Source organism: Sphingomonas sp. Leaf198 (genome assembly GCF_001424005.1).
In the GTDB taxonomy this organism is placed as follows: Bacteria; Pseudomonadota; Alphaproteobacteria; order Sphingomonadales; family Sphingomonadaceae; genus Sphingomonas.
Genome location: NZ_LMPX01000001.1, coordinates 869,143 through 890,900 on the forward strand (window position 1 = coordinate 869,143; position 21,758 = coordinate 890,900).

The window sequence follows — 21,758 nt, forward strand, 5'->3', positions numbered from 1 at the left end:
CGCCGCCGGCGAGGCCTAGCGTACGGCCTGGGCAGTGGGGGCGGCGGCGATGTGGCGGTATCTGGCAGGTGGGACGGCGGTGATCGCGTTGATCGTTGCGGGGTTCATGTTTTTCAACGGCGACGCACGACCTGGGCCGCTGCTGCCCCCGCAACCGATATCGCAGGTCGGCGGCGCAGCGGTCGCCAGCGATCCGCTACCCGATGCCGCCCCCGAAGCCACGGAGAAGACTCGCGAGCAGAAGCGGTTCGATCGCTACGACAAGGATCGCGATGCGAAGATCACGCGCGAGGAATATCTGGTCCAGCGGCGCAAGGCTTACGCGCGGTTGGATGTGGACGGTGACGGCAACCTGTCGTTTGACGAGTGGGCGGTAAAGGCGACGACCAAGTTCGCCGACGCGGACCGTGACAAATCGGGCACGATGACCGCGCCCGAATTTGCCACGACCGCGGTCAAGCGAAAGGGGCCAGCTCGGGTGAATTGTCCACCGGCTCAGGCTGTTGGCGAGGAGAGTTGAGCCATTCTGCCAGCGCCGCGCGGCCGCGATCGGTGTACATCCGCTTGCGATCGGTCTTCTTCGTCCGACCGGGGATCGGCGGGAACAGCCCGAAGTTCACGTTCATCGGCTGATACGTCTCGACCTCCGCACCGCCGGTAATATGGCCCAGCAGCGCGCCAAGCGCTGTCGCATACGGCGGGGGCGTCAATGTCTTGCCGGTCAGCTCGGCCGCCGCGAACAGCCCCGCGAGCATGCCGATCCCGCAGCTCTCGATATAGCCCTCGCACCCGGTGATCTGGCCGGCGAAGCGGATGTTCGGGCGCGACTTCAGTCGCAGCGTCTCGTCGAGCAGTTCAGGCGAACGGATGAACGTATTGCGATGCAGGCCGCCCAACCGCGCGAACTCGGCGTTCTCCAGACCGGGAATGGTGCGGAACAGGCGGACCTGATCGGCGTGCTTCATCTTGGTCTGGAAGCCGACTATGTTCCACAGCGTGCCCTGCGCATTGTCCTGGCGGAGCTGGACGACGGCGTGCGGCCAGCGCCCGGTCTTCGGGTTGTCGAGCCCGACCGGCTTCATCGGCCCATAGCGCAGCGTATCGACGCCGCGCTCCGCCATCACCTCGATCGGCATGCAGCCGTCGAAATAGGGGGTGTCCTTCTCCCATTCCTTGAACGGGGTCTTCTCGCCATCGATCAGGCCCTGGTGGAAGGCCAGATACTGGTCCTTGTCCATCGGGCAGTTGATGTAATCCTTGCCCTCTCCCTTATCCCAGCGCGACGCGAACCACGCGGTGTCCATGTCGATCGAGTCGCGGTGGATGATCGGCGCGAGTGCGTCGAAAAAGGCGAGCGCCTCGCGACCGGTCTCGGCACCGATCCCGGCAGCAAGCGACGCGGCGGTGAGCGGACCGGTGGCGATGATCGTCGGGCCATCGGGCAATGCATCGATCCGTTCGCGGACCAGCGTGATGTTCGGATGCTGGTCGATCGCCTCCGTGACGCTGGCCGAGAAATTGTCGCGGTCGACGGCGAGCGCGGAGCCGGCGGGGACGCGGTGGATGTCCGCCTGCCGCATGATCAGCGAGCCAAGCGTACGCAGTTCCTGATGGAGCAGGCCGACCGCGTTGGCCTCGGCATCGTCCGACCGGAAACTGTTCGAACAGACGAGTTCGGCGAGGCCGTCGGTTTGGTGCGCAGGCGTCTCTTCGCCGCTGCCGCGCATTTCGGAGAGCCGCACCTTGAGGCCGGCTTCCGCGAGTTGCCAAGCGGCCTCGGAACCGGCGAGGCCGCCGCCGATGACGTGAATATCGTGGGTCATCCCGGTCAGATAGCGCGAGACGCTGGTCGTGTCAGCGGTTGTCGTTCCAGCGATGCAATCCCACTTCGCCTGGATGACCAGCCCGACAACGATCTTCACGATCGGCTATGAAGCCACGACGATGGCTGATTTCCTCAGCGCGTTGAAGGCGGCGGGGGTGCAGCGCGTGATCGACGTCCGCGCGCTGCCGCTGTCGCGACGGCCGGGGTTCTCGAAGACCTCGCTGGCTGCGTCGTTGCGCGAGGTCGGGATCGATTACGTGCATCTGAAGGCGCTCGGAACACCGAAGCGCGGACGCGACGCGGCGAAGAAGGGCGACGTCGCCACGCTGACCGCGGTGTATGACGAGCAACTCGAATTGCCCGAGGCGCAGGCGGCGGCCGCGATCATGCTCGGTCTGGCAGCGGAGAAGCCGAGCGCACTCCTGTGTTACGAGCGGGACCCGTGCCACTGCCATCGGACCTTGCTGTTGCAGGCGGTAGGCGAGGGGGCCGAGGTCGTGGATTTGTTCACGTAGGAGTTCGGGCTAATCTGAAACGCTCCGCCATCCTGACGAAAGCCAGGATCCAGAGCCATGTACGACAGCCCGAAGTTACTCTTGATCCTGACTTTCGTCAGAATGACGGGCAGGCCGAATGTTGCAATGCAGCACCCTCTCAGCTAACGAATCGCCATTCGCCCTGGACCCGGTGCAATTCCGGGTGGCTATTCCGGCCGCCGATCCGCCGGACAACGCAACGACGCCTCTGAAGTGAACCGCCTGCCAAGACAGCGCCGCGGTTCGTGCGTCCTATGCGGATACATCCATGACATCCTTATCACTATCTCGTTACCGAGCCGAATGGTTCAGCGGCCCGACGGCTGCGCGCCGTGACGTTCTCGCCGGCATGGTCGGCACCTTCGCGCTGATCCCCGAGGTCATCGCCTTCTCGTTCGTCGCCGGGATCGATCCCGAAGTCGGCCTGTTCGCCTCGTTCGTGATCGGCATCGTCATCGCGTTTGCCGGCGGACGCCCCGCGATGATCTCCGGCGCAGCAGGCTCCGTCGCGCTGGTCGCCGCCGCGCTGGTCCACGCCCACGGCCTGCAATATCTGCTTGTCGCGACGATCCTCGCCGGCATGCTCCAGATCGCGTTCGGGCTTGCCAAGCTCGACATCCTGATGCGGTTCGTCTCGAAGTCGGTCCATGCCGGCTTCGTCAACGCGCTTGCGATCCTGATCTTCTCCGCGCAGGTGCCGCAGATGGTCGGTGTCAGCTGGCAGGCCTATGCAATGATCGCCGGTGGCCTCGCGATCATCTATCTCGTGCCGCGGATCTCCAGCGCGATCCCGTCGCCGCTGATCTGCATCGTCGTCCTGACGGGAATCGCGATGTGGTTCCCGATGCCGTTGAAGACGGTCGGCGATCTCGGCCGCCTGCCGGATTCGCTGCCGTCGTTCGGCCTTCCCCAAGTGCCGCTCACATGGGACACGCTGCGGATCGTCGCCCCCTATGCGTTCGCGATGGCCGCGGTCGGCCTGCTCGAATCGATGATGACCGCCAGCGTGGTCGACGAGCTCACCGAGACGACCAGCTCGAAGGCGCGCGAATGCACCGGGCTCGGCCTCGCCAACATCGCCGCAGGCGCGTTTGGTGGCATCGCCGGATGCGGGATGATCGGCCAGACCGTCGGCAATGTCCGCTATGGGGGTACCGGGCGGCTCTCGACGATGGTCGCGGGCATGTTCCTGCTGATCGTCATGGTCCCGCTGCGGCCATGGGTCGCGCAGGTGCCGGTCGCGGCGCTGGTCGCGATCATGATCATGGTGTCGATCAGCACCTTCTCCTGGGGCTCGCTCCGCGACCTCGCGCGGCACCCAAAGATGTCGAGCGTGGTGATGGTCGCGACCGTCGTCGTCACCGTCGCGACTCACGACCTGTCGCTCGGCGTCGGCGTCGGCGTGCTGCTCAGCGGCGTGTTCTTCGCGTGGAAGGTCACCCGGCTGATGGACGTCGCCATCGATCACGATGTGGCAACCGACACGCGCATCTATCGGGTAAGCGGGCAGATCTTCTTCGCCAGCGCCGACATCTTCGCCGATCGCTTCGATCTGCGAGAAAGCGCGCGCGCCGTTCGCATCGACCTGACCAATGCCCACCTCTGGGACGTCACCGCCGTCGGCGCGCTCGAAACCGTCGTCGATAAGCTTCGCCGCCACGGCCGCGAGGTCGAGGTCATCGGCCTGAACACAGCTAGCGCCACGCTGGTCGATCGGCATGCCCCGCTGATGCTCGACCCGATCGGGGGCTAGTGCTCGATCTTTGGGGCGGGCGAGAAATACGATGCTGTACGCGCCGCCCCGACACCCTACGTCGAGGGGGATGACGAAACTTCCAGATACCGGCCCCGTGTCGCTCACGCATCTCCAGCGGCTCGAGGCGGAGAGCATCCATATACTGCGCGAGGTGGTCGCCGAGTGCGAGCGCCCAGTGATGCTCTATAGCGTCGGCAAGGATTCCGCGGTGATGTTGCATCTCGCGCGGAAAGCCTTTTACCCGTCGCCACCGCCGTTCCCGCTGCTGCATGTCGATACGACGTGGAAATTCAAGGCGATGTACGACCTGCGCGACCGGATGGCAGCGGAGAGCGGGATGGAACTGCTCGTCTACAAGAACTCCGAGGCCGAGACGCGCGGGATCAACCCGTTCGACCACGGCGCGCTCCACACCGATATGTGGAAGACCGAGGGGCTCAAACAGGCGCTCGATCTCCACGGTTTCGATGCGGCGTTCGGCGGCGCCCGGCGCGACGAGGAGAAAAGCCGCGCCAAGGAGCGCGTCTTCTCGTTCCGCGCGGCGCATCATCGCTGGGATCCCAAGCAGCAGCGCCCCGAACTGTGGAACCTCTACAACGCGCGGAAAGCGAAGGGCGAGAGCATCCGCGTCTTCCCGATCTCGAACTGGACCGAGCTCGACGTCTGGCAATATATCCAGCTCGAGGACATTCCGATCGTCCCGCTCTATTTTGCAGCGCCGCGCCCGACCGTCGAGCGCGACGGGATGCTGCTGATGGTCGACGACGATCGCTTCCGCCTGGAACCCGGCGAGGTGCCGGTAGAGCGCTCGATCCGCTTCCGCACGCTGGGTTGCTACCCGCTGACGGGTGCGGTCGAGAGCGAGGCGGCCAGCCTGTCCGCGGTGATCCAGGAGATGCTGCTGACCACCACCAGCGAACGCCAGGGCCGCGCGATCGATCGCGACGCCGGCTCGGCGAGCATGGAGAAGAAGAAGCAGGAGGGCTATTTCTGATGGCAACGCGCACGCAGGACTCGGCCTATCAGGTGCAGGACATCATCGCCGAGGACATCGACGCCTATCTGCTCCAGCATCAGCACAAGAGCCTGCTTCGGTTCATCACCTGCGGCTCGGTGGATGACGGAAAGTCCACGCTTATCGGGCGGTTGCTGTACGATTCTAAGATGATCTTCGAGGATCAACTCGCCGCGTTGGAGAGCGATTCGAAGAAGGTCGGCACGCAAGGGCAGGAGATCGACTTTGCGTTGCTGGTCGACGGCCTCGCCGCCGAGCGCGAGCAGGGCATCACGATCGACGTCGCCTATCGCTATTTCTCGACCGAGAAGCGCAAGTTCATCGTCGCCGATACGCCGGGGCACGAGCAGTACACGCGCAACATGATCACCGGCGCGTCGACCGCCGATCTGGCCGTGATCCTGGTCGATGCGCGCAAGGGCATCCTGACGCAGACCAAGCGGCACAGCTATCTCGCGCACCTGATCGGCATCCGGCACCTCGTGCTCGCGGTGAACAAGATGGACCTCGTCGGCTACGACCAGGCCACCTACGACCGGATCGTCGCGGACTATGCGACGTTCGCGGAGTCGATCGGGATCGCCGGCTTCACGGCGATGCCGATCTCGGGGTTCAAGGGCGACAACATTACAGGCGCGAGCGCGAACACGCGCTGGTATGACGGGCCGACGCTGATCGACCATCTCGACACGGTGACGCTCGACGTCAGCGAAGATCAGGGGGGCGCGTTCCGGATGCCGGTCCAGTGGGTCAACCGGCCGAACCTTGATTTTCGCGGGTTTTCCGGGCTGGTCGCGAGCGGATCGATCGCGCCGGGTGACGCGGTGCGCATTCTGCCGGGCGGGCGCACCTCGACGATCGCGCGCGTCGTCGCGTTCGGCGGCGATCTGCCGAGTGCGGTCGCCGGTCAGTCGGTGACGCTGACGCTGGCGGACGAGATCGACTGTTCACGCGGCGACGTGATCGTTGCCGCGGACTCGCCGCCCGAGGCATCCGATCAATTCGAGGCGACGGTCGTGTGGATGGCGGACGAGGCGATGCTGCCGGGGCGATCCTATTGGCTCAAGCTCGCGACACAGACCGTGACGGCGACCATCCAGCAGCCAAAATACGCGATAAATATCAACACTATGGAACGGCTTGCTGCCAAGACGTTGGAGCTCAATGCGATCGGTGTCGCGAACCTGTCGACCGACCGGCCGCTGGTGTTCGAGCCCTATGCCGACAATCGCCAGCTCGGCGGGTTCATCCTGGTCGACAAGATCACCAACGCGACCGTCGCGGCGGGGATGCTGCACTTCTCGCTCCGCCGCGCGCAGAACGTGCACTGGCAGGCGACCGATATCGGCCGCGAGGCGCACGCTAGCCTGAAGAACCAGAAGGCGGCGGTGCTATGGTTCACCGGGCTTTCGGGTGCGGGCAAGTCGACGATCGCCAACCTCGTCGAGATGAAGCTTGCGCGAATGAACCGCCACACCTTCCTGCTCGACGGCGACAATGTCCGCCACGGACTGAACCGCGATCTGGGCTTCACCGATGCGGATCGGGTCGAGAATATCCGCCGCGTCGGCGAGGTGGCCAAGCTGATGACCGATGCCGGGCTGATCGTGATCACCGCGTTCATCTCGCCGTTCCGCGCCGAGCGCGAGATGGTGCGGCAGATGATCGCGCCGGGCGAGTTCATCGAGGTGCATATCGACACGCCGCTCGCGGAGGCCGAGCGGCGCGACGTGAAGGGGCTGTATGCGAAGGCGCGGGCTGGCAAGCTCGCCAACTTCACCGGGATCGACTCGCCCTATGAAGCGCCGGCCAACCCGGAGATTCGGATTGACACGACCGGCATGACTCCTGACGAGGCGGCCGATGCGATCGTCGCGATGCTGATCCCATGAGCGGGGCGATGACCGACGGCGAACTCGCCGCGCATCTGGCGGAAACGGCGGGCCGGTTGCTGCTGGAAGTACGGCGGTCGGGCGTGTTCTCGCCGGGCGCACTCGGCAAGGCTGGCGACGAGACGGCCAACGCGTTCCTTGTCCATGCGCTGCAGGATGCGCGGCCGGACGACGGCCTGCTATCCGAGGAGCGCCGATGCGACGGGACGCGGACAACGATGTCGCGCGTGTGGATCGTCGATCCGGTCGACGGCACGCGCGAATACGGCGAAGCGCGCGACGATTGGGCGGTGCACGTCGCGCTTGCGATCGACGGGGTCGCGACGGTCGGCGCGGTCGCGTTGCCGGGATTGGGCCTGGTGCTACGCTCCGACCAGCCTGCGCCGGTGCCGCCACCGGGCGATCCGCTGCGGATGGTTGTCAGCCGGACTCGGCCTGCACCCGAGGCGGTGAAGGTCGCCGAGGTCCTGGGCGCCACGTTGATCCCTATGGGCTCGGCGGGTGCAAAGGCGATGGCGGTAGTCCGCGGCGAGGCGGACATCTACCTCCACTCGGGCGGGCAGTATGAGTGGGATTCCGCCGCACCGGTCGCCGTTGCGGCGGCGTTCGGCCTGCATTGCAGCCGGATAGACGGCTCGCCACTCGTGTATAATTGTCGGGATGTATACATGCCCGACCTGCTGATCTGCCCCGTCGCGCTACGCGATCGGGTGATGGCGGCGATGGCAACCTGACCTTTCCTGCTCACGCAGGAGCCAGGATCACGGGCGTCAACGCCCGTTATCTTGGGCTCCTGCGTCCGCAGGAGAACGAATTACTGCTGCGGTTCGGCTTCGTTCGCCGCGGGTGCATCGTCGCGGTTGACGCGGGCGGTCATCCCGGTGGCATCGGCATCGTCCTGCATCTGCTCGTCGGGTGTGATCGGCTTCTCGCGTGGCGGTTCGACCACCGCCGGCGCCGGCGGGGCGGCCTCGACCGGCGCGGCCTCGACCGGGGCGGGGGCCGCTTCGGTCTCGGTCACGCCGGTATCCTCGACCATGTTGGTATCCGTCGGCGGCTGCTCTGGCTCGGAGCGCGAGCAGCCGGCCAGTGCCATCGCGGCGAGCAAGCCACCGGCGATGGCGGTACGGGTGCGGGAGGAGATCGTCATGACAGTGTCTCTCAGCGAGCGGCGATCGTCTGGCGTGCGGTGCGCGCCTCGATCTTGGAAGCGAGGATGCCGTCCCAGTCATAGGGATCGGCGCGGAAGTTCATCTGGCCGTTGCCGCTGGCGAATGCGGTCCAGTAGAGCAAATAGACAGAGACCGGCTTGATCAGCGGCGCGCGGACGGTATCGCCCTTCGCGACCGTGGCATCGACTATCTCGGGCGTCCAGGTCGGGTCGCCCTTCAGTAACAGGTCTGCAAGTTCGGCAGGCTTTTCAAGGCGTACGCAACCATGGCTCGAAAGCCGACTGAAGCTCGCGAACTTGGCGCGGCTCGGCGTATCGTGGAGATAGACCGAATAGTCGTTCGGAAAGTCGAACTTGAACCGGCCGAGCGCGCTCTGGTCGCCGGCCTGCTGCTGCAACCGCGTCCCGCCGATCACCTTGAAGCCGTTGCGCTTGAAGTACCCGGGGTTGGCGCGTTCCTTCGGCCACAATTCCTTGGTCGCGATCGAGGTCGGCACGTTCCAGGGCGGATTGATGACGATACTGTGGATCGTCGACGATAGCATCGGCGTCTCGTCGCCGGGGCGCCCGGTCACCGCGCGCATCGACTGCACGGGGACGTCGCCGTCGAACACGGTCAGCACGGCAGCGGCGATGTTCACCTGGATCCGATCGCGCGGCAGGTTCTGTGGCAGCCAGCGCCAGCGCTCCATGTTCGCCATGATCTGATGCACGCGATCGCCCGCCGACACGTTCAGCGCGGCGAGCGTCTGGGTCGAAACGATCCCGCTCGGGTTCAGGCCATAGCGACGTTGCGCGCGACGGACCGCCTCGAGCAGCGACGCATCGAACTTGTCGCCGTTGGCATCGACGTCCTTGTCTTCCACCGCCAGTCGCTTGCGCAGCGCGAGCACGCGCGGTCCGCTTGAGCCGATCGTGAAGTCGGGACCGGAGGCCAGCGTCTGCCAGCCCCCCGCCGAAGCGATCGAGCGATAATTCTGGAGGCCCTTTCGCAGGCCGTCATAGCCGGCATAGGGCGGCGGCAGCGACGCGAACCACGCGGCGATCCGGTCCTGCCGCACCGCGTCGGCGAACGCCGGCGTCGGATCATAGGCGGGCGGACGCAGGCCCCAATCCTTCTGGAAATCGGCTTCGCTGAGGCGACCGGCATGAACCGCACGCGCGTGGTCGAGCGCCGCGCGGACCAGCTCGTCCTTGCTCGGTGCGATCGTTGTCGCGGTGGCGGCGGACTTCAGTCCCTGCGCGACGATATCGCCGTTGAGCAGCTTGTCGAGTTGCGTCGCCTGCTTGTCGCTCAGCGTCGGCACGGTGATCACCGGCGGCGCGAGCGTCGGGACGACCGACGGCACCGTGGGGACGATCGGCGGCGGCGTCACCTGCGCGAACACGGGCGTCGCCAGCAGCAGCGGTGCCGCCGTCAGCGCCAACCGGACCATGCTGCTTTTCACTCGTCCATCATCCAAACCGCGCGCCATACTCATCCTGTCTACCCGTATCTCGTCGATGCTTTCGCACGACGCACCCCACCCATAGCTGAACCGGACTCGCTAAGCATCGCCAATCGGGCCTATTTCGTCGGTTCAGGCGGAAGCTGCGGATTTTTCCTGCCGGGCCAGCACTTCATAGGCCATCACCGCGGTCGCGACCGCAGCGTTGAGGCTGTCCGCCTTGCCGAGCATCGGAATCTTCACGAGCACGTCGCATGCCTCCGCCATCTCGGGCGGCATGCCCTGCGCCTCGTTGCCCGTGAGCAGGAAGGTCGGGCCGGTATAGGTCGCTGCCCGGTAATCGGTGTCGGTATCGAGGCTGAGGCCGACAAGCTGGCCGGGGCCGGTGCGCAGCCAGGTGTGGAACGGCTCCCACTCGGTCTTCACGACGGGGATCGTGAACAGCGCTCCCATGCTGGCGCGCACCGCCTCGACCGAAAAGGGATCGACCGACTCGCCGATCAGGATCAGTCCGCCCGCGCCGACCGCATCGCCAGTGCGCAGGATCGTGCCGAGATTGCCGGGATCGCGCAGCCGCTCGGCGACCAGCCAGATGCCGGACGTGGTGCGATCGAGGTCTTCGAGCGTCGCGTCGAACTCGTCGAACACGCCGACGACCGCCTGCGGGTTATCCTTGCCGGACAGCTTCGAGAGAATGTCGGGCGTGGTCTGGATCGAATCGCCGCCGGCATCCTCGACGTCCATCGACAGCGCGTGGACGAGCGGATGGTTCGCGCTGGCCGCCGCGTAGAACAGCGTGCGGGGCAGGCGTCCCGTCTCGCGAGCCTCGGTAAGGATGCGCAGTCCCTCGGCGAGAAACTGCTTGGCCGCGCGCCGATGCCGTTTGTCGCGCAGATCGCGGACGTACTTGATCAGCGGGTTCGAAAAGGCGGTTATCTCGCGGGGCATCTAACTCCCCTTCCGCTTGCGGGAGGGGTTGGGGGAGGGGTTTGTAAACACGCCGTCGCTCATGCCCTCCCCCGACCCCTCCCGCAAGCGGAAGGGGAGAAAGACGTCAATCCTCGCCGAACTTCGCTTCGACCAGTTCGGCGAGCACCGCCACGGTATGTTCCGCGCCGTCGCCGCTCGCGCTGATCGTGATCGCGTCGCCCATCGCCGCGCCGAGCATCATCAACCCCATGATCGAGGTGCCGGTGACATGATCCGAGCCGTCCTTGGTCACGCGCACCTCGACCGGATGCGATGAGGCAAGCGTGACGAACTTGGCGCTGGCCCGTGCGTGGAGCCCGCGGCGGTTGGTGATCTTGACGGTGCGCGAGACCTCGCTCATGCGGCGGCCTCGCCGAGAACCTCGGAGGCTACCGAGATGTATTTGCGTCCGGCTTCGCGCGCTGCTGCGACCGCCGCGACGACGGTCATCGATTTGCGCGCCGAGCCGAGCCGGATCAGCATCGGCAGGTTCATGCCGGCGATCACTTCGATCCGGCCGCGCTCCATCAGCGAGATGGCGAGATTGGAGGGCGTGCCGCCGAACAGATCGGTCAGCACGATCACGCCGCGCCCGGTATCGACCTCATGGATCGCTGCGGCGATGTCGGCGCGGCGGCTTTCCATGTCGTCGTCGGGGCCGATCGCGATCGTCGCGACGCGCTCCTGCGGACCGACCACATGGATCATCGCGCGAACGAATTCTTCGGCCAGACGACCGTGCGTAACGAGAACAAGGCCGATCATAGCGGGCTATTCATACTCATGTGACGACCGACGATCCCTCAAGCGCATCCTGCGGTGCGGCCCCCAGGTCGCGGTGACGCACAGTGGGCGAAAAACCTTCTTCGCGCAACCGCCGCGCCACGCGCTCGGCGACGTGGACCGAGCGGTGTCTCCCTCCGGTACACCCGATCGCGACAGTAACGTACGACTTCCCCTCCGCCCGGTAGCGGGGGAGCAGCAGGATCAGCAGGTCCTCGATCCGGCTGACCGCGTCCTCATAGGCGGGGTCGGCGACGATATAGGCGGAAACGTCGGCGTCGAGCCCGGTGCCAGGCCGCAACGCGGAGTCCCAGTGCGGATTGCGCAGAAAACGCATGTCGAACACTAGGTCGGCGTTGCTCGGCAGCCCGCGGGCGAACCCGAACGACTGGACCGCCAGCGTCGGTTCGCCGAGATGATCGCCGGCAAAGCTCGACCGGATCTGCTGCGCGAGTTCGTTCGCGGACATGTCCGTGGTGTCGATCAACCGGTTCGCCCAGTCGCGCAGCGGTGCGAGCAGTTCTCGCTCCTGGCCTATACCGTCCCTTGCAAGACGGTCGAGTCCGAGCGGATGACGCCGCCGGGTCTCCGAATACCGCCGCTCGAGTTCTGATCCGGCGCAATCGAGAAACAGCATCCCGACCTCCATCCCGTGGCGCTCTCGAAGATCGCGGATTCGGCCGATGATCCGCTCGGGGTCGAAATCGCGCGTCCGCGCGCCGATGCCGATCGCCAGCGGCTGCGAGTCGTCGGTCGACCCCTTGGGCAACGGCGCGTCGAGCAACCGGTCGAGCAGCAAGAGCGGAAGGTTGTCGACGACCTCCCAGCCGATGTCTTCCAGCGTCTTGAGGACGGTGGTCTTGCCCGCGCCCGACATGCCGGTGACCAGCAGGATATCCTTGCTCGCGCGGCTCATAGCGAAACGGTCATGTCAGAGGCTCCGGGTTGCGTAGGGCGAGTTCGACCTTGATCGGGGCGGAGGCGTGGAACGGGTCGACCGCGAACTGGCGGACGTCGATCCCGGCGATCTTCCGGGCGCGGCGTTCGGGCATCCGCTCGACGGCGCCGTCGACTCGGACGAGCAGGCCTACCGGCACGTCGTCGACATGCGGCATGGCGACGATCCCGATGCCGCGGACTTCGATCTGCCCGGCGATCGTCGCCGGCGCCCGCGCGAGCAGTAGTTTGCCCGCGCGCACTACCAGCGTCTGGTCGTCGCTAACGAGCGTCGCGCCGCGGTCGATCAGGCGCAACGCAAGGTCGGACTTGCCCGATCCCGACGCGCCCTCGATCAGCACCGCTACGCCGTCGATCGCGACCGAGGTGGCGTGGAGCCGGTCGGAGGAGGGGATCGCCACGTCTGGTCCTTACAACGACGGATCGGCCAGCGGTAGCCGTACGACGAACCGCGCACCGCAAAGCCGGTCTTCGCGCGATTCGACGCCGATCGATCCCTGATGCGCGTCGACGATCGTCCGCGCGATCGCCAGGCCCAGCCCGGAATGCTGGCCGAACGTCTCGCTGTCGGGCCGGACCGAGTGGAAGCGTTTGAATACGGCGTCGCGCGCCTCCTCGGGAACGCCGGGGCCTTCGTCCTCGACGCGGATCACGAGGTCGTCGCGCTCGGGGATCGCCGAGATCGCGACCAGACCCTCGTCGGGCGAGAACGAGAGCGCGTTGTCGATCAGGTTCTCGAACACGCGTTCGAGCCGTGCGCCTTCGCCCAGCACGATGGTCGGGTCGTCGGGATTGCGGTCGAACACCAGGCGCATGCCGCGCTCGATGCCGCGCGCGTCGCGTTGAGCAACCAAGCCGTCGATCATCGCCGCGATATCGACCGGCTCGAACTTGGCGCGACTGAGCTGCGCATCGAGCCGCGACGCTTCGGATATGTCGGAGAGCAATCGGTCGAGTCGGTGGACGTCGTCGCGGACGATTGCGAGCAGCTGCGCCTGGAGCGCCGGGTCCTTCACGCGCGACAGTCCCTCGACCGCGGACCGCAGCGAGGCGAGCGGGTTCTTCATCTCGTGCGTGACGTCGGCGGCGAACGCCTCGGTCGCGTCGATCCGCGCCCTGAGCGCAAGACTCATGTCGGAGAGAGCACGCGCGAGCATGCCGAGTTCGTCGCGGCGCGAGGGGAGGCGGGGCACGACAACCTCGCGCGCACGCCCGAGCCTGACGCGTACCGCCGCGCGCGCAAGGCGGCGGAGTGGGCGAACGATCGTCCGCGCCAGGAACAGCGACAGCAGGATCGAGACGATCGATACGACCAGCAGCACCATGCTGAGCCGGAACCGCTCGATCCGCACCGTCTTCGTGATGTCGCGCGCGTTGACCGTGGTCATCACGACCCCGCCTGTGCGAAGCGGCGCGGCCGCGGTGATGACCGGGGTGCGGTCGGGCGCGCGCCAGACGGTGGTCGCAACCTTGCGGCGTGACTCGGCGGCGGCGACGTCGGGCCATCGTTGGCCGTCGTTCCGTTCGCGGTAGAGCGGCGGTCGCGGTGCCATCACGACGACGTCGATCGCGGCGTCGAGGAACCGCGCGATGACCTGGTCGCGGTCTTCCTTGTCGGGGTCCTGCAGCACGAAATTCCGCAGCCCGAGCACCCGGCTGTCGACGATCGTCGTGCCACCAGCGTCGAACAGGCGGATGCGCGATCCGGTGTCCGCGGCCAGCCTCAGCACCAGCGGATTGCGCTGCGTCGGATCGACCGACGAGATCGCCTCGCCGATCAGCCGCGCCTCACGCGCGGTCTGCGCGACGCGGCTGTCGACGATCCGGCTGCGGTAGGAATCGAGGTAGAAGAACCCGCCCGCCAGCAGCAGCAGCGCGAAGATATTGACCGCCAGGATCCGCCGCGTGAGCGATATCTGTCCCGACCAGCGCAGCGTGAGATCGCGCCCGTCGACGCCGAGCTCATTCCTCAGAAAATCGATACCCGGCACCATATAATGTCTCGATAGCATCGAAGGCGGGATCCACCTGGCGGAATTTGCGGCGGAGCCGCTTGATGTGGCTGTCGATGGTGCGATCGTCGACATAGATGTCGTCCTGATACGCCGCGTCCATCAGCTGGTTGCGCGTCTTGACGATGCCCGGACGCTGCGCCAGCGTTTCGAGGATCATGAACTCGGTGACCGTCAGCGTCACCGGTTCGCCGCCCCACAGCGTGCGATGCCGCGCCGGATCCATGCTCAGCCGTCCGCGCGCGAGCGGTCCGGCGGCTTCCGCCTCGGTCTCGGTACCCGGCGACTGAGCCAGCTCGGTCCGGCGCAGGATCGCGCGGATACGGGCGATCAGCAGCCGCTGCGAGAACGGCTTGGCGATGTAGTCGTCGGCGCCCATCGCGAGCCCCAGCGCTTCGTCTAGCTCGTCGTCCTTGCTGGTGAGGAAGATCACCGGGACCTGGCTCTTCTCGCGGAACCGGCGGAGCAGTTCGAGGCCGTCCATCCGCGGCATCTTGATGTCGAATACCGCAAGATCGGGCGGGTTGTCGGTCAGCGCCTTGAGCGCGGTCTCGCCGTCCGAATAGACGCGCGTGACGAAGCCTTCGGTCTGCAGCGCGATCGACACGGAGGTCAGGATGTTGCGGTCGTCGTCGACCAGCGCGATCGTTGCCGTCATTCTAGGGTCGCTTGCCTCGGTCGTTGGCGTATCGGCGTAGGCCAATCCGCGACCGCACTCAACTGGGGCCGTATCGGGACCGCGTCAGGGTAGCCCATTTGACCGGGGGGGAGGCGCGACCTACATCCCGCCGCAACGACATACATACGTATGCGAAACCATCTGGAGAGATGTCTTGTCCAACGAACGTATTCCGGCCGGCGGCCTGGCCGCGCAGGGGATAGAAACCCGCGCCACCCTGCACTGGAACCTGGTCACCGCGCAGCTTGTCGAAGCCGCGCTCAAACGCCGCGAGGGGACGCTGTCCGCCGACGGTCCACTGGTCGTCGAGACCGCGCCGCATACCGGTCGCTCGGCGCAGGACAAGTTCATCGTTCGCGATGCCGAGACCGACGCCACGGTCTGGTGGGGCAAGAGCAACAAGGCGATGGAGCCTGCGCATTTCGCGGCGCTGAAGGAGGATTTCTTCGCCGCGCTCGCCGCCAGGGACGAGTTGTTCGTGCAGGACCTGTACGGCGGATCGCAGGCGGATCACCGCGTCAACGTCCGCGTCGTCACCGAGCTGGCGTGGCATAACCTCTTCATCCGGACGATGCTGGTTCGGCCCGAGCAGGCGGCGCTGAAGGACTTCGTCGCGGACTACACGATCGTCGACCTGCCGAGCTTCCGCGCCGATCCCGCGCGTCATGGCTGCCGCAGCGAGACGGTGATCGCGGTCAACTTCACCGACAAGCTGATCCTGATCGGCGGCACGAAATACGCCGGCGAGATGAAGAAATCGGTGTTCGGGCTGCTCAATTACCTGCTCCCGCCGACCGGCGTGATGCCGATGCACTGCTCGGCGAACATGGGCGCGAACGGCGATACTGCGGTGTTCTTCGGCCTGTCGGGCACCGGCAAGACGACGCTGTCGGCCGATGCGAGCCGCACGCTGATCGGCGACGACGAGCATGGCTGGTCGGACACAGCCGTCTTCAATTTCGAGGGCGGGTGCTACGCCAAGATGATCCGCCTCTCCGCCGATGCCGAGCCGGAGATCTTCGCGACCACCAAGCGCTTCGGCACGGTGCTGGAGAACGTCGTGATGGACCCGGCGACGCGGCTGCTCGACCTCGACGACCACACGCTCGCCGAGAACAGCCGCGGCGCGTATCCCATCGACTTCATCCCGAATGCGTCAGCCGAGAACATGGGGCCGGTGCCGCGCAACATCGTGATGCTGACCGCGGACGCGTACGGCGTGCTGCCGCCGATCGCCAAGCTCACGCCCGACCAGGCGATGTACCACTTCCTCTCGGGCTACACCGCGCGCGTCGCCGGGACCGAGATCGGCGTGACCGAGCCCGATGCGACCTTCTCGACCTGCTTCGGCGCCCCGTTCATGCCGCGGCATCCGTCGGTCTACGGCAACCTGCTGAAGAGCCGAATCGCGAAGGGCGGCGTCGATTGCTGGCTGGTCAATACCGGCTGGACCGGCGGCAAATACGGCATCGGCAACCGCATGCCGATCAAGGCGACGCGGGCGCTGCTCAACGCAGCGCTGGATGGGAGCCTGAACGATGCCGAGTTCCGCACGGACCCGAACTTCGGCTTCCAGGTGCCGGTGAGCGTACCGGGTGTCGACACCGCAATCCTCGATCCGCGGACGACCTGGGAGGACAAGGACGCGTACGACGCCACGGCGGCCAAGCTCGTCGACCTGTTCGTCGAGAACTTCGCGCAGTTCGCCGAGCATGTCGACGAAGGTGTGAGGCAGGCGGCCCCGAAGGTTCGAGAGGTAGCCTAAACCTCCTCTCCCTCCGGGGAGAGGAAGGGGCCCGCACGACGAAGTCGAGTGGGAAGGTGAGGGCACGTGATACGGCGTGCCCTGTCCCCACCCGTCATCCTGACGAAAGTCAGGACCCAGAGTACCAGGCGTCGCGTCTCATGGCTCTGGGTCCTGACTTTCGTCAGGATGAAGAGTCGAGGGGCTCCACCACGATTTCGCCATCCACAACCGCAGTGATGCGAACGCGCATTCCAACCGCGGCATCTTCACCCCTAGCTGGCCAGCTCCCGTCGCCCACCAGCACCCGACCACGCCCGCCGACGATCGCGGCCTCCACCACCACAACCTGCCCCACCAGCCGAGCAGACCGATCATTCAACATCGGATCGCCGCCCTCGACCGGATAATCCCGGTACCAGCGCTTGCCGATCAGCACGGTGACCGCGCTCCACACCGCAAACGCCGCGAGTTGCGCAGGCACCGGCAAGTCCGGCAACACGAACACCGCCACCCCGGTCACCGCCGCGGCGATGGCGAGGAACACCAGGAACACCCCCGGCACCGCCAGTTCGGCGATCCCCAGAACCAGCGCCGCGATCAACCAAGCGCCGGCCGCCCCGATCGCGTCCATCAGCTTTTCGGCAGCTCGAACGGACCCTTCCGCGGCTCAGGCTTGGCCGGCGGCGACGCAACGGCATCCCGCAAAGCATCCTTGGCCAGCTCGCCGATCCCGCCAAGCGTCCCCATCAATTGCGTAGCCTCGACCGGAAACAAGATCGTCTTCGCATTAGGCGAGGTCGCGAACTTGCCGATCGCTTCGACGTATTTCTGCGCGATGAAGTAGTTGATCGCCTGAGCGCCACCCTCCTCGATCGCCTGAGACACCGCGCGCGTCGCCGAAGCTTCAGCAACAGCAGCCCGCTCGCGAGCCTCGGCATCGCGGAACGCCGATTCCTTGCGCCCCTCGGATTCGAGGATCCGCGCCTGCTTCTGCCCCTCGGCGCGGAGGATCTCGGACGCCCGCGACCCCTCGGCGTCGAGGATGTTAGCCCGCTTCTCGCGCTCGGCCTTCATCTGCCGCCCCATCGCGTTGACGATATCGGCCGGTGGGCGGATGTCCTTGATCTCGACCCGCGTGATCTTCACGCCCCACGGCGTCGTCGCGTGATCCACCACGTTGAGCAGCCGCGCATTGATCTCGTCGCGCTTCGACAGCGTCTCGTCGAGATCCATCGAGCCCATCACCGTGCGCAGGTTGGTCGTCGTGAGCTGCAACAGCGCCTGGTACAGGTCCGACACCTCGTACGCCGCCTTCGCCGAGTCGAGCACCTGGAAGAACACGACCCCGTCGGTCGAGATCATCGCATTGTCCTTGGTGATGATCTCCTGGCCGGGGATGTCGATCACCTGCTCCATCATGTTCACCTTCCGCCCGACACGGTAGAAGAACGCGGGGTAGAAATTGAAGCCCGGCCGCGCGACCGTCGTGAAGCGGCCGAAATGCTCGATCGTGTATTGATAGCCCTGATGGACGATCTTGATGCTGGTGAAGAGGTACAGCAGCACGAGTGCCAGCAGCAGCGCGGCAACGATCAGGCCCATCGAACAATCCCCCCATCTGTGTATCGCTTCGCTATAGCACGCCAAAGAAGGACAGGCCTAGCCGTACGCCGCGCCTTTGGTTACATGGCGCGCCACCTCACACCCAGGAACGGCAGCTCTCATGGATATCCGCCTCGGCCTCACTTTCGACGACGTCCTCCTGTATCCGGGGGAATCGGACGTGCTGCCAAGCCAGGCCGATACTCGGACTCAGCTGACGCGCGGCATCGCGCTCAACATCCCGATCCTCTCGTCCGCGATGGACACCGTCACCGAAGCCGACATGGCGATCGTGATGGCGCAGCTCGGCGGGATCGGCGTGCTCCACCGCAATTTGACCGTCGAGGAGCAGGTCATCGCGGTCCGCCAGGTCAAGCGGTTCGAGTCGGGCATGGTGGTCAACCCAATCACGATCAAGCCGACCGCCACGCTCGGCGAGGCGCAGGCGCTCATGTCGGGCCACCGCATCAGCGGCATCCCGGTCGTCGAGGCGGACGGCAAGCTCGTCGGTATCCTCACCAACCGCGACGTGCGTTTCGCGGGCGATCCGAAGCAGCCCGTCAGCGAACTGATGACGCACGAGAACCTCGCGACGGTCTCGACCGAAGTCGGCAAGGAAGAGGCACGCCGCCTGCTTCACGCCCGCCGCATCGAGAAGCTGCTGGTGGTCGACGCGCAGTATCGTTGCGTCGGGCTGATCACCGTCAAGGACATCGAGAAGGCGGTGATGTTCCCCGATGCGACCAAGGACGAGGCTGGCCGCCTGCGTGTGGCCGCGGCGACGACGGTCGGTGACAAGGGCTTCGACCGGACCGAACAGCTGGTCGACGCCGGCTGCGACTTGATCGTGATCGACACCGCCCACGGCCATAACCGCGACGTCGGCCGCGCGGTCGAGCGCGTGAAGAAGCTGTCCAACTCGGTCCAGGTGGTGGCGGGCAACGTCGCGACCGGCGAAGCTACGCGGGCGCTAATCGGTGCGGGCGCGGACGGGATCAAGGTCGGTATCGGTCCAGGCTCGATCTGCACCACGCGCGTCGTCGCTGGCGTCGGCGTGCCGCAGCTTACGGCCGTTATGGATTGTGCGGAGGCGGGCCACAAGGCTGGCGTGCCGGTGATCGCCGACGGCGGCATTCGCACCTCGGGCGACATGGCTAAGGCGCTCGCGGCGGGCGCGTCGACCGTAATGATCGGCTCGCTGCTCGCTGGCACCGACGAGGCACCGGGCGAAACGTTCCTGTACCAGGGCCGTGCGTACAAGTCGTACCGCGGCATGGGCTCGGTCGGCGCGATGGGCCGCGGGTCCGCGGATCGCTATTTCCAGGGCGACATCAAGGACCAGCTTAAGCTGGTTCCGGAGGGCATCGAGGGTCAGGTCGCGTACAAGGGGCCGGCGAGGGACGTCGTTCATCAGCTGGTCGGCGGTATCAAGGCGGCGATGGGGTATACCGGCTCGGCGACGATCCCGGATCTCCAGGCGCGGGCGGAGTTCGTGCAGATCACCGGCGCGGGCTTGATGGAGAGCCATGTCCACGACGTGACGATTACGCGGGAAGCGCCGAACTACCCGACGCGGTAAAGGCGGGAACTTCCCCCCGCCCTGAAAGGGAGGGGCCGGGGGTGGGTCGGTTTCCGCAAGCTCCTCGGTCGGTGGCTAAAGCGGACCAACCCACCCCCAACCCCTCCCTTCCAGGGAGGGGAGCGGGTCGCGGCTCGCTCTCACGCTCCCCGTCATTCCCGCAAAGGCGGGAACCCATACTGGCTGACGTCGCGGAAAGATCGCAACCGTTCGAGGATATGGATCCCCGCCTGCGCGGGGATGACGGACGATATGTGCCGTAGCGATCCGCGACAAACCGCAGGCTAACTCACAGACTGCCGGTCCCCCTCCTTCGTCCCGCCGCCCTCATCCGTCATCCCGGCGAACGCCGGGACCCATGGTTGCGGGCCGGGTGGTGGTTGCACGCTATCGCCGGGCCCACCGCGTCCATGGGTCCCGGCGTTCGCCGGGATGACAAAGGGAAGAGCCGAGCCCCCGCTCGCGACTGTGCTGGAGGCGGGGTCCCGAAATTATTCCCCTCCCGCGCGCGGGAGGGGCTAGGGGAGGGGATGATGACGAACACTCCGTACCAAGCCTCCCCCCGAACCCACGCGAAGTCGGGAGCCCAGAAGTGACTCCCCCAGCACGCACCCAGGCCGCGATCGAGCTCCTCGACCAGATCATCGCCGCCGCCCGCGAGTCCGGCGCCGCCGCCGACACGCTGATCGCCCGCTATTTCGCCACCCGCCGCTACGCCGGCTCGAAGGACCGCCGCGCGGTCCGCGACCTCGTCTACGCCGCGATCCGCAAGGCCGGTGACCGCCCCGAAAACGGTCGCACCGCGATGCTACTCGTCGCCGACGCCGATCCGGAAGTCGCCGCAACCTTCGACGGCTCCACCCACGCACCCGCGCCGATCGCCAAGGACGAACCGCGCGCTCGCGCCGGCGTCGCACCACAGTGGCTGAGCAAGGCCCTCCGCGCTTCAGGTCTCGACGGCGCCGCCCTTACAGACCTAGCCGGCCGCGCCACGCTCGATCTCCGCGTCAACACGCTGATCGCCGACCGCGCGACCGTCCTCGCGGCACTTCCCGACGCCGAAGCCACCGCGCATGCCCCCGACGGCATCCGCCTCCCGACCGGCACCAACGTCGAAGCACTCCCGCTCTTCAACGAAGGCGCGCTCGAGGTGCAGGACGAAGGCAGTCAGCTCGTCGGCCTCGCGATGCAGGCCAAACCCGGCGAACGCATCGTCGACCTCTGCGCCGGCGCCGGCGGCAAGACGCTCGCGCTCGCGGCGACGATGAAGAACGAAGGCGTCATCCTCGCCTGCGACACCGACCGCAACCGCCTCGCGCGCCTTGCCCCGCGCGCGACCCGCGCCGGCGCAACGATCGTCGAGAGCCGGTTGCTCAACCCGACGCGCGAGATCGAGGCGCTCAGCGAATGGGCCGGTCGCGCGGACGGCGTGCTGGTCGACGCCCCCTGTTCGGGCACCGGCACGTGGCGGCGCAACCCGGAGGCGCGCTGGCGGCTCACCCCCGACCGTGTCTCACGGCTGCAATCGACGCAGCAGCAGGTGCTCTCCGTCGCCGCCACGCTGGTCAAGCCCGGCGGCGCGCTCGTCTACATCGTCTGCTCGCTGCTCGACGCCGAGGGCACCGACCAGGTCACCTGGTTCCTGAATGCGCACCCCGGCTGGACGACAGAGCCCCTGTCGCTCCCCGCCGGCGCGAAGCACGGCCACGGCGTCCGCCTCGAACCCGGCCGCGACGGCACCGACGGCTTTTTTGTCGCGCGCCTCCGGGCTGCGTGCTAGCCAGCCG

Annotated in this window: 21 protein-coding genes and 1 other annotated feature; of the genes, 9 read left to right on the forward strand and 12 right to left on the reverse strand. The window is 66.5% G+C overall.

What is annotated here, in order from left to right; translation table 11 throughout:
* The first annotated feature begins 49 nt into the window (after nt 1-49).
* Nucleotides 50-520, forward strand: a complete 471-nt coding sequence (locus ASG20_RS03990; protein WP_056050405.1) for an EF-hand domain-containing protein — start codon at nt 50-52, stop codon at nt 518-520.
* Here the strand turns inward: ASG20_RS03990 and trmFO are convergent.
* Complete coding sequence (gene trmFO / locus ASG20_RS03995) at nt 456-1,823, reverse strand: methylenetetrahydrofolate--tRNA-(uracil(54)-C(5))-methyltransferase (FADH(2)-oxidizing) TrmFO (RefSeq protein WP_056048783.1); 1,368 nt, start codon at nt 1,821-1,823, stop codon at nt 456-458. The genes ASG20_RS03990 and trmFO overlap by 65 nt on opposite strands.
* 73 nt (nt 1,824-1,896) lie before the next feature.
* Here trmFO and ASG20_RS04000 point away from each other — a divergent pair, with 73 nt between their 5' ends.
* From ASG20_RS04000 to ASG20_RS04020, 5 genes are all read left to right on the forward strand, one after another.
* On the forward strand, nt 1,897-2,340 hold the full coding sequence (locus ASG20_RS04000; protein WP_156364007.1) for a DUF488 domain-containing protein: 444 nt from the start codon (nt 1,897-1,899) through the stop codon (nt 2,338-2,340).
* 162 nt (nt 2,341-2,502) lie between these two features.
* Nucleotides 2,503-2,558, forward strand: a sequence feature (sul1 is cis-regulatory element that is thought to sense ions involved in sulfur or methionine metabolism; They are found in Alphaproteobacteria).
* A 71-nt stretch (nt 2,559-2,629) separates the two neighbouring features.
* Nucleotides 2,630-4,114 carry a SulP family inorganic anion transporter gene (locus ASG20_RS04005; RefSeq protein ID WP_056048789.1) on the forward strand — a complete coding sequence of 495 codons (1,485 nt, stop codon included), beginning with the start codon at nt 2,630-2,632 and terminating at the stop codon, nt 4,112-4,114.
* A gap of 70 nt (nt 4,115-4,184) precedes the next feature.
* Entirely contained in the window at nt 4,185-5,111 is a 927-nt protein-coding gene (cysD, locus tag ASG20_RS04010; protein ID WP_056048792.1) for a sulfate adenylyltransferase subunit CysD, read from the forward strand.
* The gene (gene cysN / locus ASG20_RS04015; RefSeq protein WP_056048794.1) at nt 5,111-7,024 is read left to right on the forward strand and encodes a sulfate adenylyltransferase subunit CysN; all 1,914 of its coding nucleotides are present in this window, start codon (nt 5,111-5,113) and stop codon (nt 7,022-7,024) included. Before cysD ends, cysN begins: the two co-directional genes overlap by 1 nt.
* On the forward strand, nt 7,021-7,758 hold the full coding sequence (locus ASG20_RS04020; RefSeq protein ID WP_056048796.1) for a 3'(2'),5'-bisphosphate nucleotidase CysQ: 738 nt from the start codon (nt 7,021-7,023) through the stop codon (nt 7,756-7,758). Before cysN ends, ASG20_RS04020 begins: the two co-directional genes overlap by 4 nt.
* Before the next feature lie 80 nt (nt 7,759-7,838).
* Here ASG20_RS04020 and ASG20_RS04025 read toward each other — a convergent pair whose 3' ends face one another.
* From ASG20_RS04025 to ASG20_RS04065, 9 genes are all read right to left on the reverse strand, one after another.
* Nucleotides 7,839-8,174 carry a hypothetical protein gene (locus ASG20_RS04025; protein ID WP_056048800.1) on the reverse strand — a complete coding sequence of 112 codons (336 nt, stop codon included), beginning with the start codon at nt 8,172-8,174 and terminating at the stop codon, nt 7,839-7,841.
* A gap of 11 nt (nt 8,175-8,185) precedes the next feature.
* Nucleotides 8,186-9,631: a L,D-transpeptidase family protein gene (locus ASG20_RS04030; RefSeq protein WP_056048803.1), complete on the reverse strand. Its 1,446-nt coding sequence runs from the start codon at nt 9,629-9,631 to the stop codon at nt 8,186-8,188.
* A gap of 144 nt (nt 9,632-9,775) precedes the next feature.
* Complete coding sequence (locus ASG20_RS04035) at nt 9,776-10,591, reverse strand: TrmH family RNA methyltransferase (RefSeq protein WP_056048806.1); 816 nt, start codon at nt 10,589-10,591, stop codon at nt 9,776-9,778.
* A gap of 106 nt (nt 10,592-10,697) precedes the next feature.
* Nucleotides 10,698-10,973 (reverse strand): HPr family phosphocarrier protein, encoded by a 276-nt coding sequence (locus ASG20_RS04040; protein ID WP_056048810.1) that lies wholly within the window; start codon nt 10,971-10,973, stop codon nt 10,698-10,700.
* Nucleotides 10,970-11,377 (reverse strand): PTS sugar transporter subunit IIA, encoded by a 408-nt coding sequence (locus ASG20_RS04045; RefSeq protein ID WP_056048813.1) that lies wholly within the window; start codon nt 11,375-11,377, stop codon nt 10,970-10,972. The genes ASG20_RS04040 and ASG20_RS04045 overlap by 4 nt, the downstream gene beginning before the upstream one ends.
* 16 nt (nt 11,378-11,393) lie before the next feature.
* Nucleotides 11,394-12,311, reverse strand: coding sequence for an RNase adapter RapZ (gene rapZ, locus ASG20_RS04050; RefSeq protein ID WP_056048815.1), 918 nt, complete (start codon nt 12,309-12,311; stop codon nt 11,394-11,396).
* Nucleotides 12,312-12,321: 10 nt separating this feature from the next.
* Nucleotides 12,322-12,753: an HPr kinase/phosphorylase gene (locus tag ASG20_RS04055; RefSeq protein ID WP_056048818.1), complete on the reverse strand. Its 432-nt coding sequence runs from the start codon at nt 12,751-12,753 to the stop codon at nt 12,322-12,324.
* A 9-nt stretch (nt 12,754-12,762) separates the two neighbouring features.
* Nucleotides 12,763-14,346: a sensor histidine kinase gene (locus ASG20_RS04060; RefSeq protein ID WP_056048821.1), complete on the reverse strand. Its 1,584-nt coding sequence runs from the start codon at nt 14,344-14,346 to the stop codon at nt 12,763-12,765.
* On the reverse strand, nt 14,315-15,022 hold the full coding sequence (locus tag ASG20_RS04065; RefSeq protein WP_056048825.1) for a response regulator transcription factor: 708 nt from the start codon (nt 15,020-15,022) through the stop codon (nt 14,315-14,317). The genes ASG20_RS04060 and ASG20_RS04065 overlap by 32 nt, the downstream gene beginning before the upstream one ends.
* Nucleotides 15,023-15,197: 175 nt before the next feature.
* Here ASG20_RS04065 and ASG20_RS04070 point away from each other — a divergent pair, with 175 nt between their 5' ends.
* Nucleotides 15,198-16,808, forward strand: a complete 1,611-nt coding sequence (locus ASG20_RS04070) for a phosphoenolpyruvate carboxykinase (protein ID WP_056048828.1) — start codon at nt 15,198-15,200, stop codon at nt 16,806-16,808.
* Between the two features lie 163 nt (nt 16,809-16,971).
* On the opposite strand, the gene ASG20_RS04075 is transcribed toward ASG20_RS04070, so the two are convergent.
* Entirely contained in the window at nt 16,972-17,421 is a 450-nt protein-coding gene (locus ASG20_RS04075) for an NfeD family protein (protein ID WP_056048831.1), read from the reverse strand.
* Nucleotides 17,421-18,392 carry an SPFH domain-containing protein gene (locus tag ASG20_RS04080; protein WP_056048835.1) on the reverse strand — a complete coding sequence of 324 codons (972 nt, stop codon included), beginning with the start codon at nt 18,390-18,392 and terminating at the stop codon, nt 17,421-17,423. The genes ASG20_RS04075 and ASG20_RS04080 overlap by 1 nt, the downstream gene beginning before the upstream one ends.
* 121 nt (nt 18,393-18,513) lie before the next feature.
* On the opposite strand from ASG20_RS04080, the gene guaB reads away from it, so the two are divergent.
* Together guaB and ASG20_RS04090 are read left to right on the forward strand one after the other, a co-directional pair.
* The gene (gene guaB / locus ASG20_RS04085; RefSeq protein ID WP_056048837.1) at nt 18,514-19,971 is read left to right on the forward strand and encodes an IMP dehydrogenase; all 1,458 of its coding nucleotides are present in this window, start codon (nt 18,514-18,516) and stop codon (nt 19,969-19,971) included.
* A 592-nt stretch (nt 19,972-20,563) separates the two neighbouring features.
* The gene (locus tag ASG20_RS04090; RefSeq protein WP_056048840.1) at nt 20,564-21,751 is read left to right on the forward strand and encodes an RsmB/NOP family class I SAM-dependent RNA methyltransferase; all 1,188 of its coding nucleotides are present in this window, start codon (nt 20,564-20,566) and stop codon (nt 21,749-21,751) included.
* Nucleotides 21,752-21,758 lie beyond the last annotated feature (7 nt).

Excerpts from the sequence above, each read along its gene's own strand:
- ASG20_RS03990 (WP_056050405.1), top strand. The coding sequence starts at position 50 with ATGTGGCGGTATCTGGCAGGTGGGACGGCGGTGATCGCGTTGATCGTT.
- ASG20_RS04045 (WP_056048813.1), bottom strand. The coding sequence starts at position 11,377 with ATGATCGGCCTTGTTCTCGTTACGCACGGTCGTCTGGCCGAAGAATTC.
- guaB (WP_056048837.1), top strand. The coding sequence starts at position 18,514 with ATGGATATCCGCCTCGGCCTCACTTTCGACGACGTCCTCCTGTATCCG.
- ASG20_RS04065 (WP_056048825.1), bottom strand. The coding sequence starts at position 15,022 with ATGACGGCAACGATCGCGCTGGTCGACGACGACCGCAACATCCTGACC.
- ASG20_RS04035 (WP_056048806.1), bottom strand. The coding sequence starts at position 10,591 with ATGCCCCGCGAGATAACCGCCTTTTCGAACCCGCTGATCAAGTACGTC.
- ASG20_RS04025 (WP_056048800.1), bottom strand. The coding sequence starts at position 8,174 with ATGACGATCTCCTCCCGCACCCGTACCGCCATCGCCGGTGGCTTGCTC.
- ASG20_RS04000 (WP_156364007.1), top strand. The coding sequence starts at position 1,897 with ATGACCAGCCCGACAACGATCTTCACGATCGGCTATGAAGCCACGACG.
- ASG20_RS04040 (WP_056048810.1), bottom strand. The coding sequence starts at position 10,973 with ATGAGCGAGGTCTCGCGCACCGTCAAGATCACCAACCGCCGCGGGCTC.
- ASG20_RS04075 (WP_056048831.1), bottom strand. The coding sequence starts at position 17,421 with ATGGACGCGATCGGGGCGGCCGGCGCTTGGTTGATCGCGGCGCTGGTT.
- ASG20_RS04080 (WP_056048835.1), bottom strand. The coding sequence starts at position 18,392 with ATGGGCCTGATCGTTGCCGCGCTGCTGCTGGCACTCGTGCTGCTGTAC.
- ASG20_RS04030 (WP_056048803.1), bottom strand. The coding sequence starts at position 9,631 with ATGGTCCGGTTGGCGCTGACGGCGGCACCGCTGCTGCTGGCGACGCCC.
- cysN (WP_056048794.1), top strand. The coding sequence starts at position 5,111 with ATGGCAACGCGCACGCAGGACTCGGCCTATCAGGTGCAGGACATCATC.
- cysD (WP_056048792.1), top strand. The coding sequence starts at position 4,185 with ATGACGAAACTTCCAGATACCGGCCCCGTGTCGCTCACGCATCTCCAG.
- rapZ (WP_056048815.1), bottom strand. The coding sequence starts at position 12,311 with ATGAGCCGCGCGAGCAAGGATATCCTGCTGGTCACCGGCATGTCGGGC.
- ASG20_RS04060 (WP_056048821.1), bottom strand. The coding sequence starts at position 14,346 with ATGGTGCCGGGTATCGATTTTCTGAGGAATGAGCTCGGCGTCGACGGG.
- ASG20_RS04020 (WP_056048796.1), top strand. The coding sequence starts at position 7,021 with ATGAGCGGGGCGATGACCGACGGCGAACTCGCCGCGCATCTGGCGGAA.
- trmFO (WP_056048783.1), bottom strand. The coding sequence starts at position 1,823 with ATGACCCACGATATTCACGTCATCGGCGGCGGCCTCGCCGGTTCCGAG.
- ASG20_RS04005 (WP_056048789.1), top strand. The coding sequence starts at position 2,630 with ATGACATCCTTATCACTATCTCGTTACCGAGCCGAATGGTTCAGCGGC.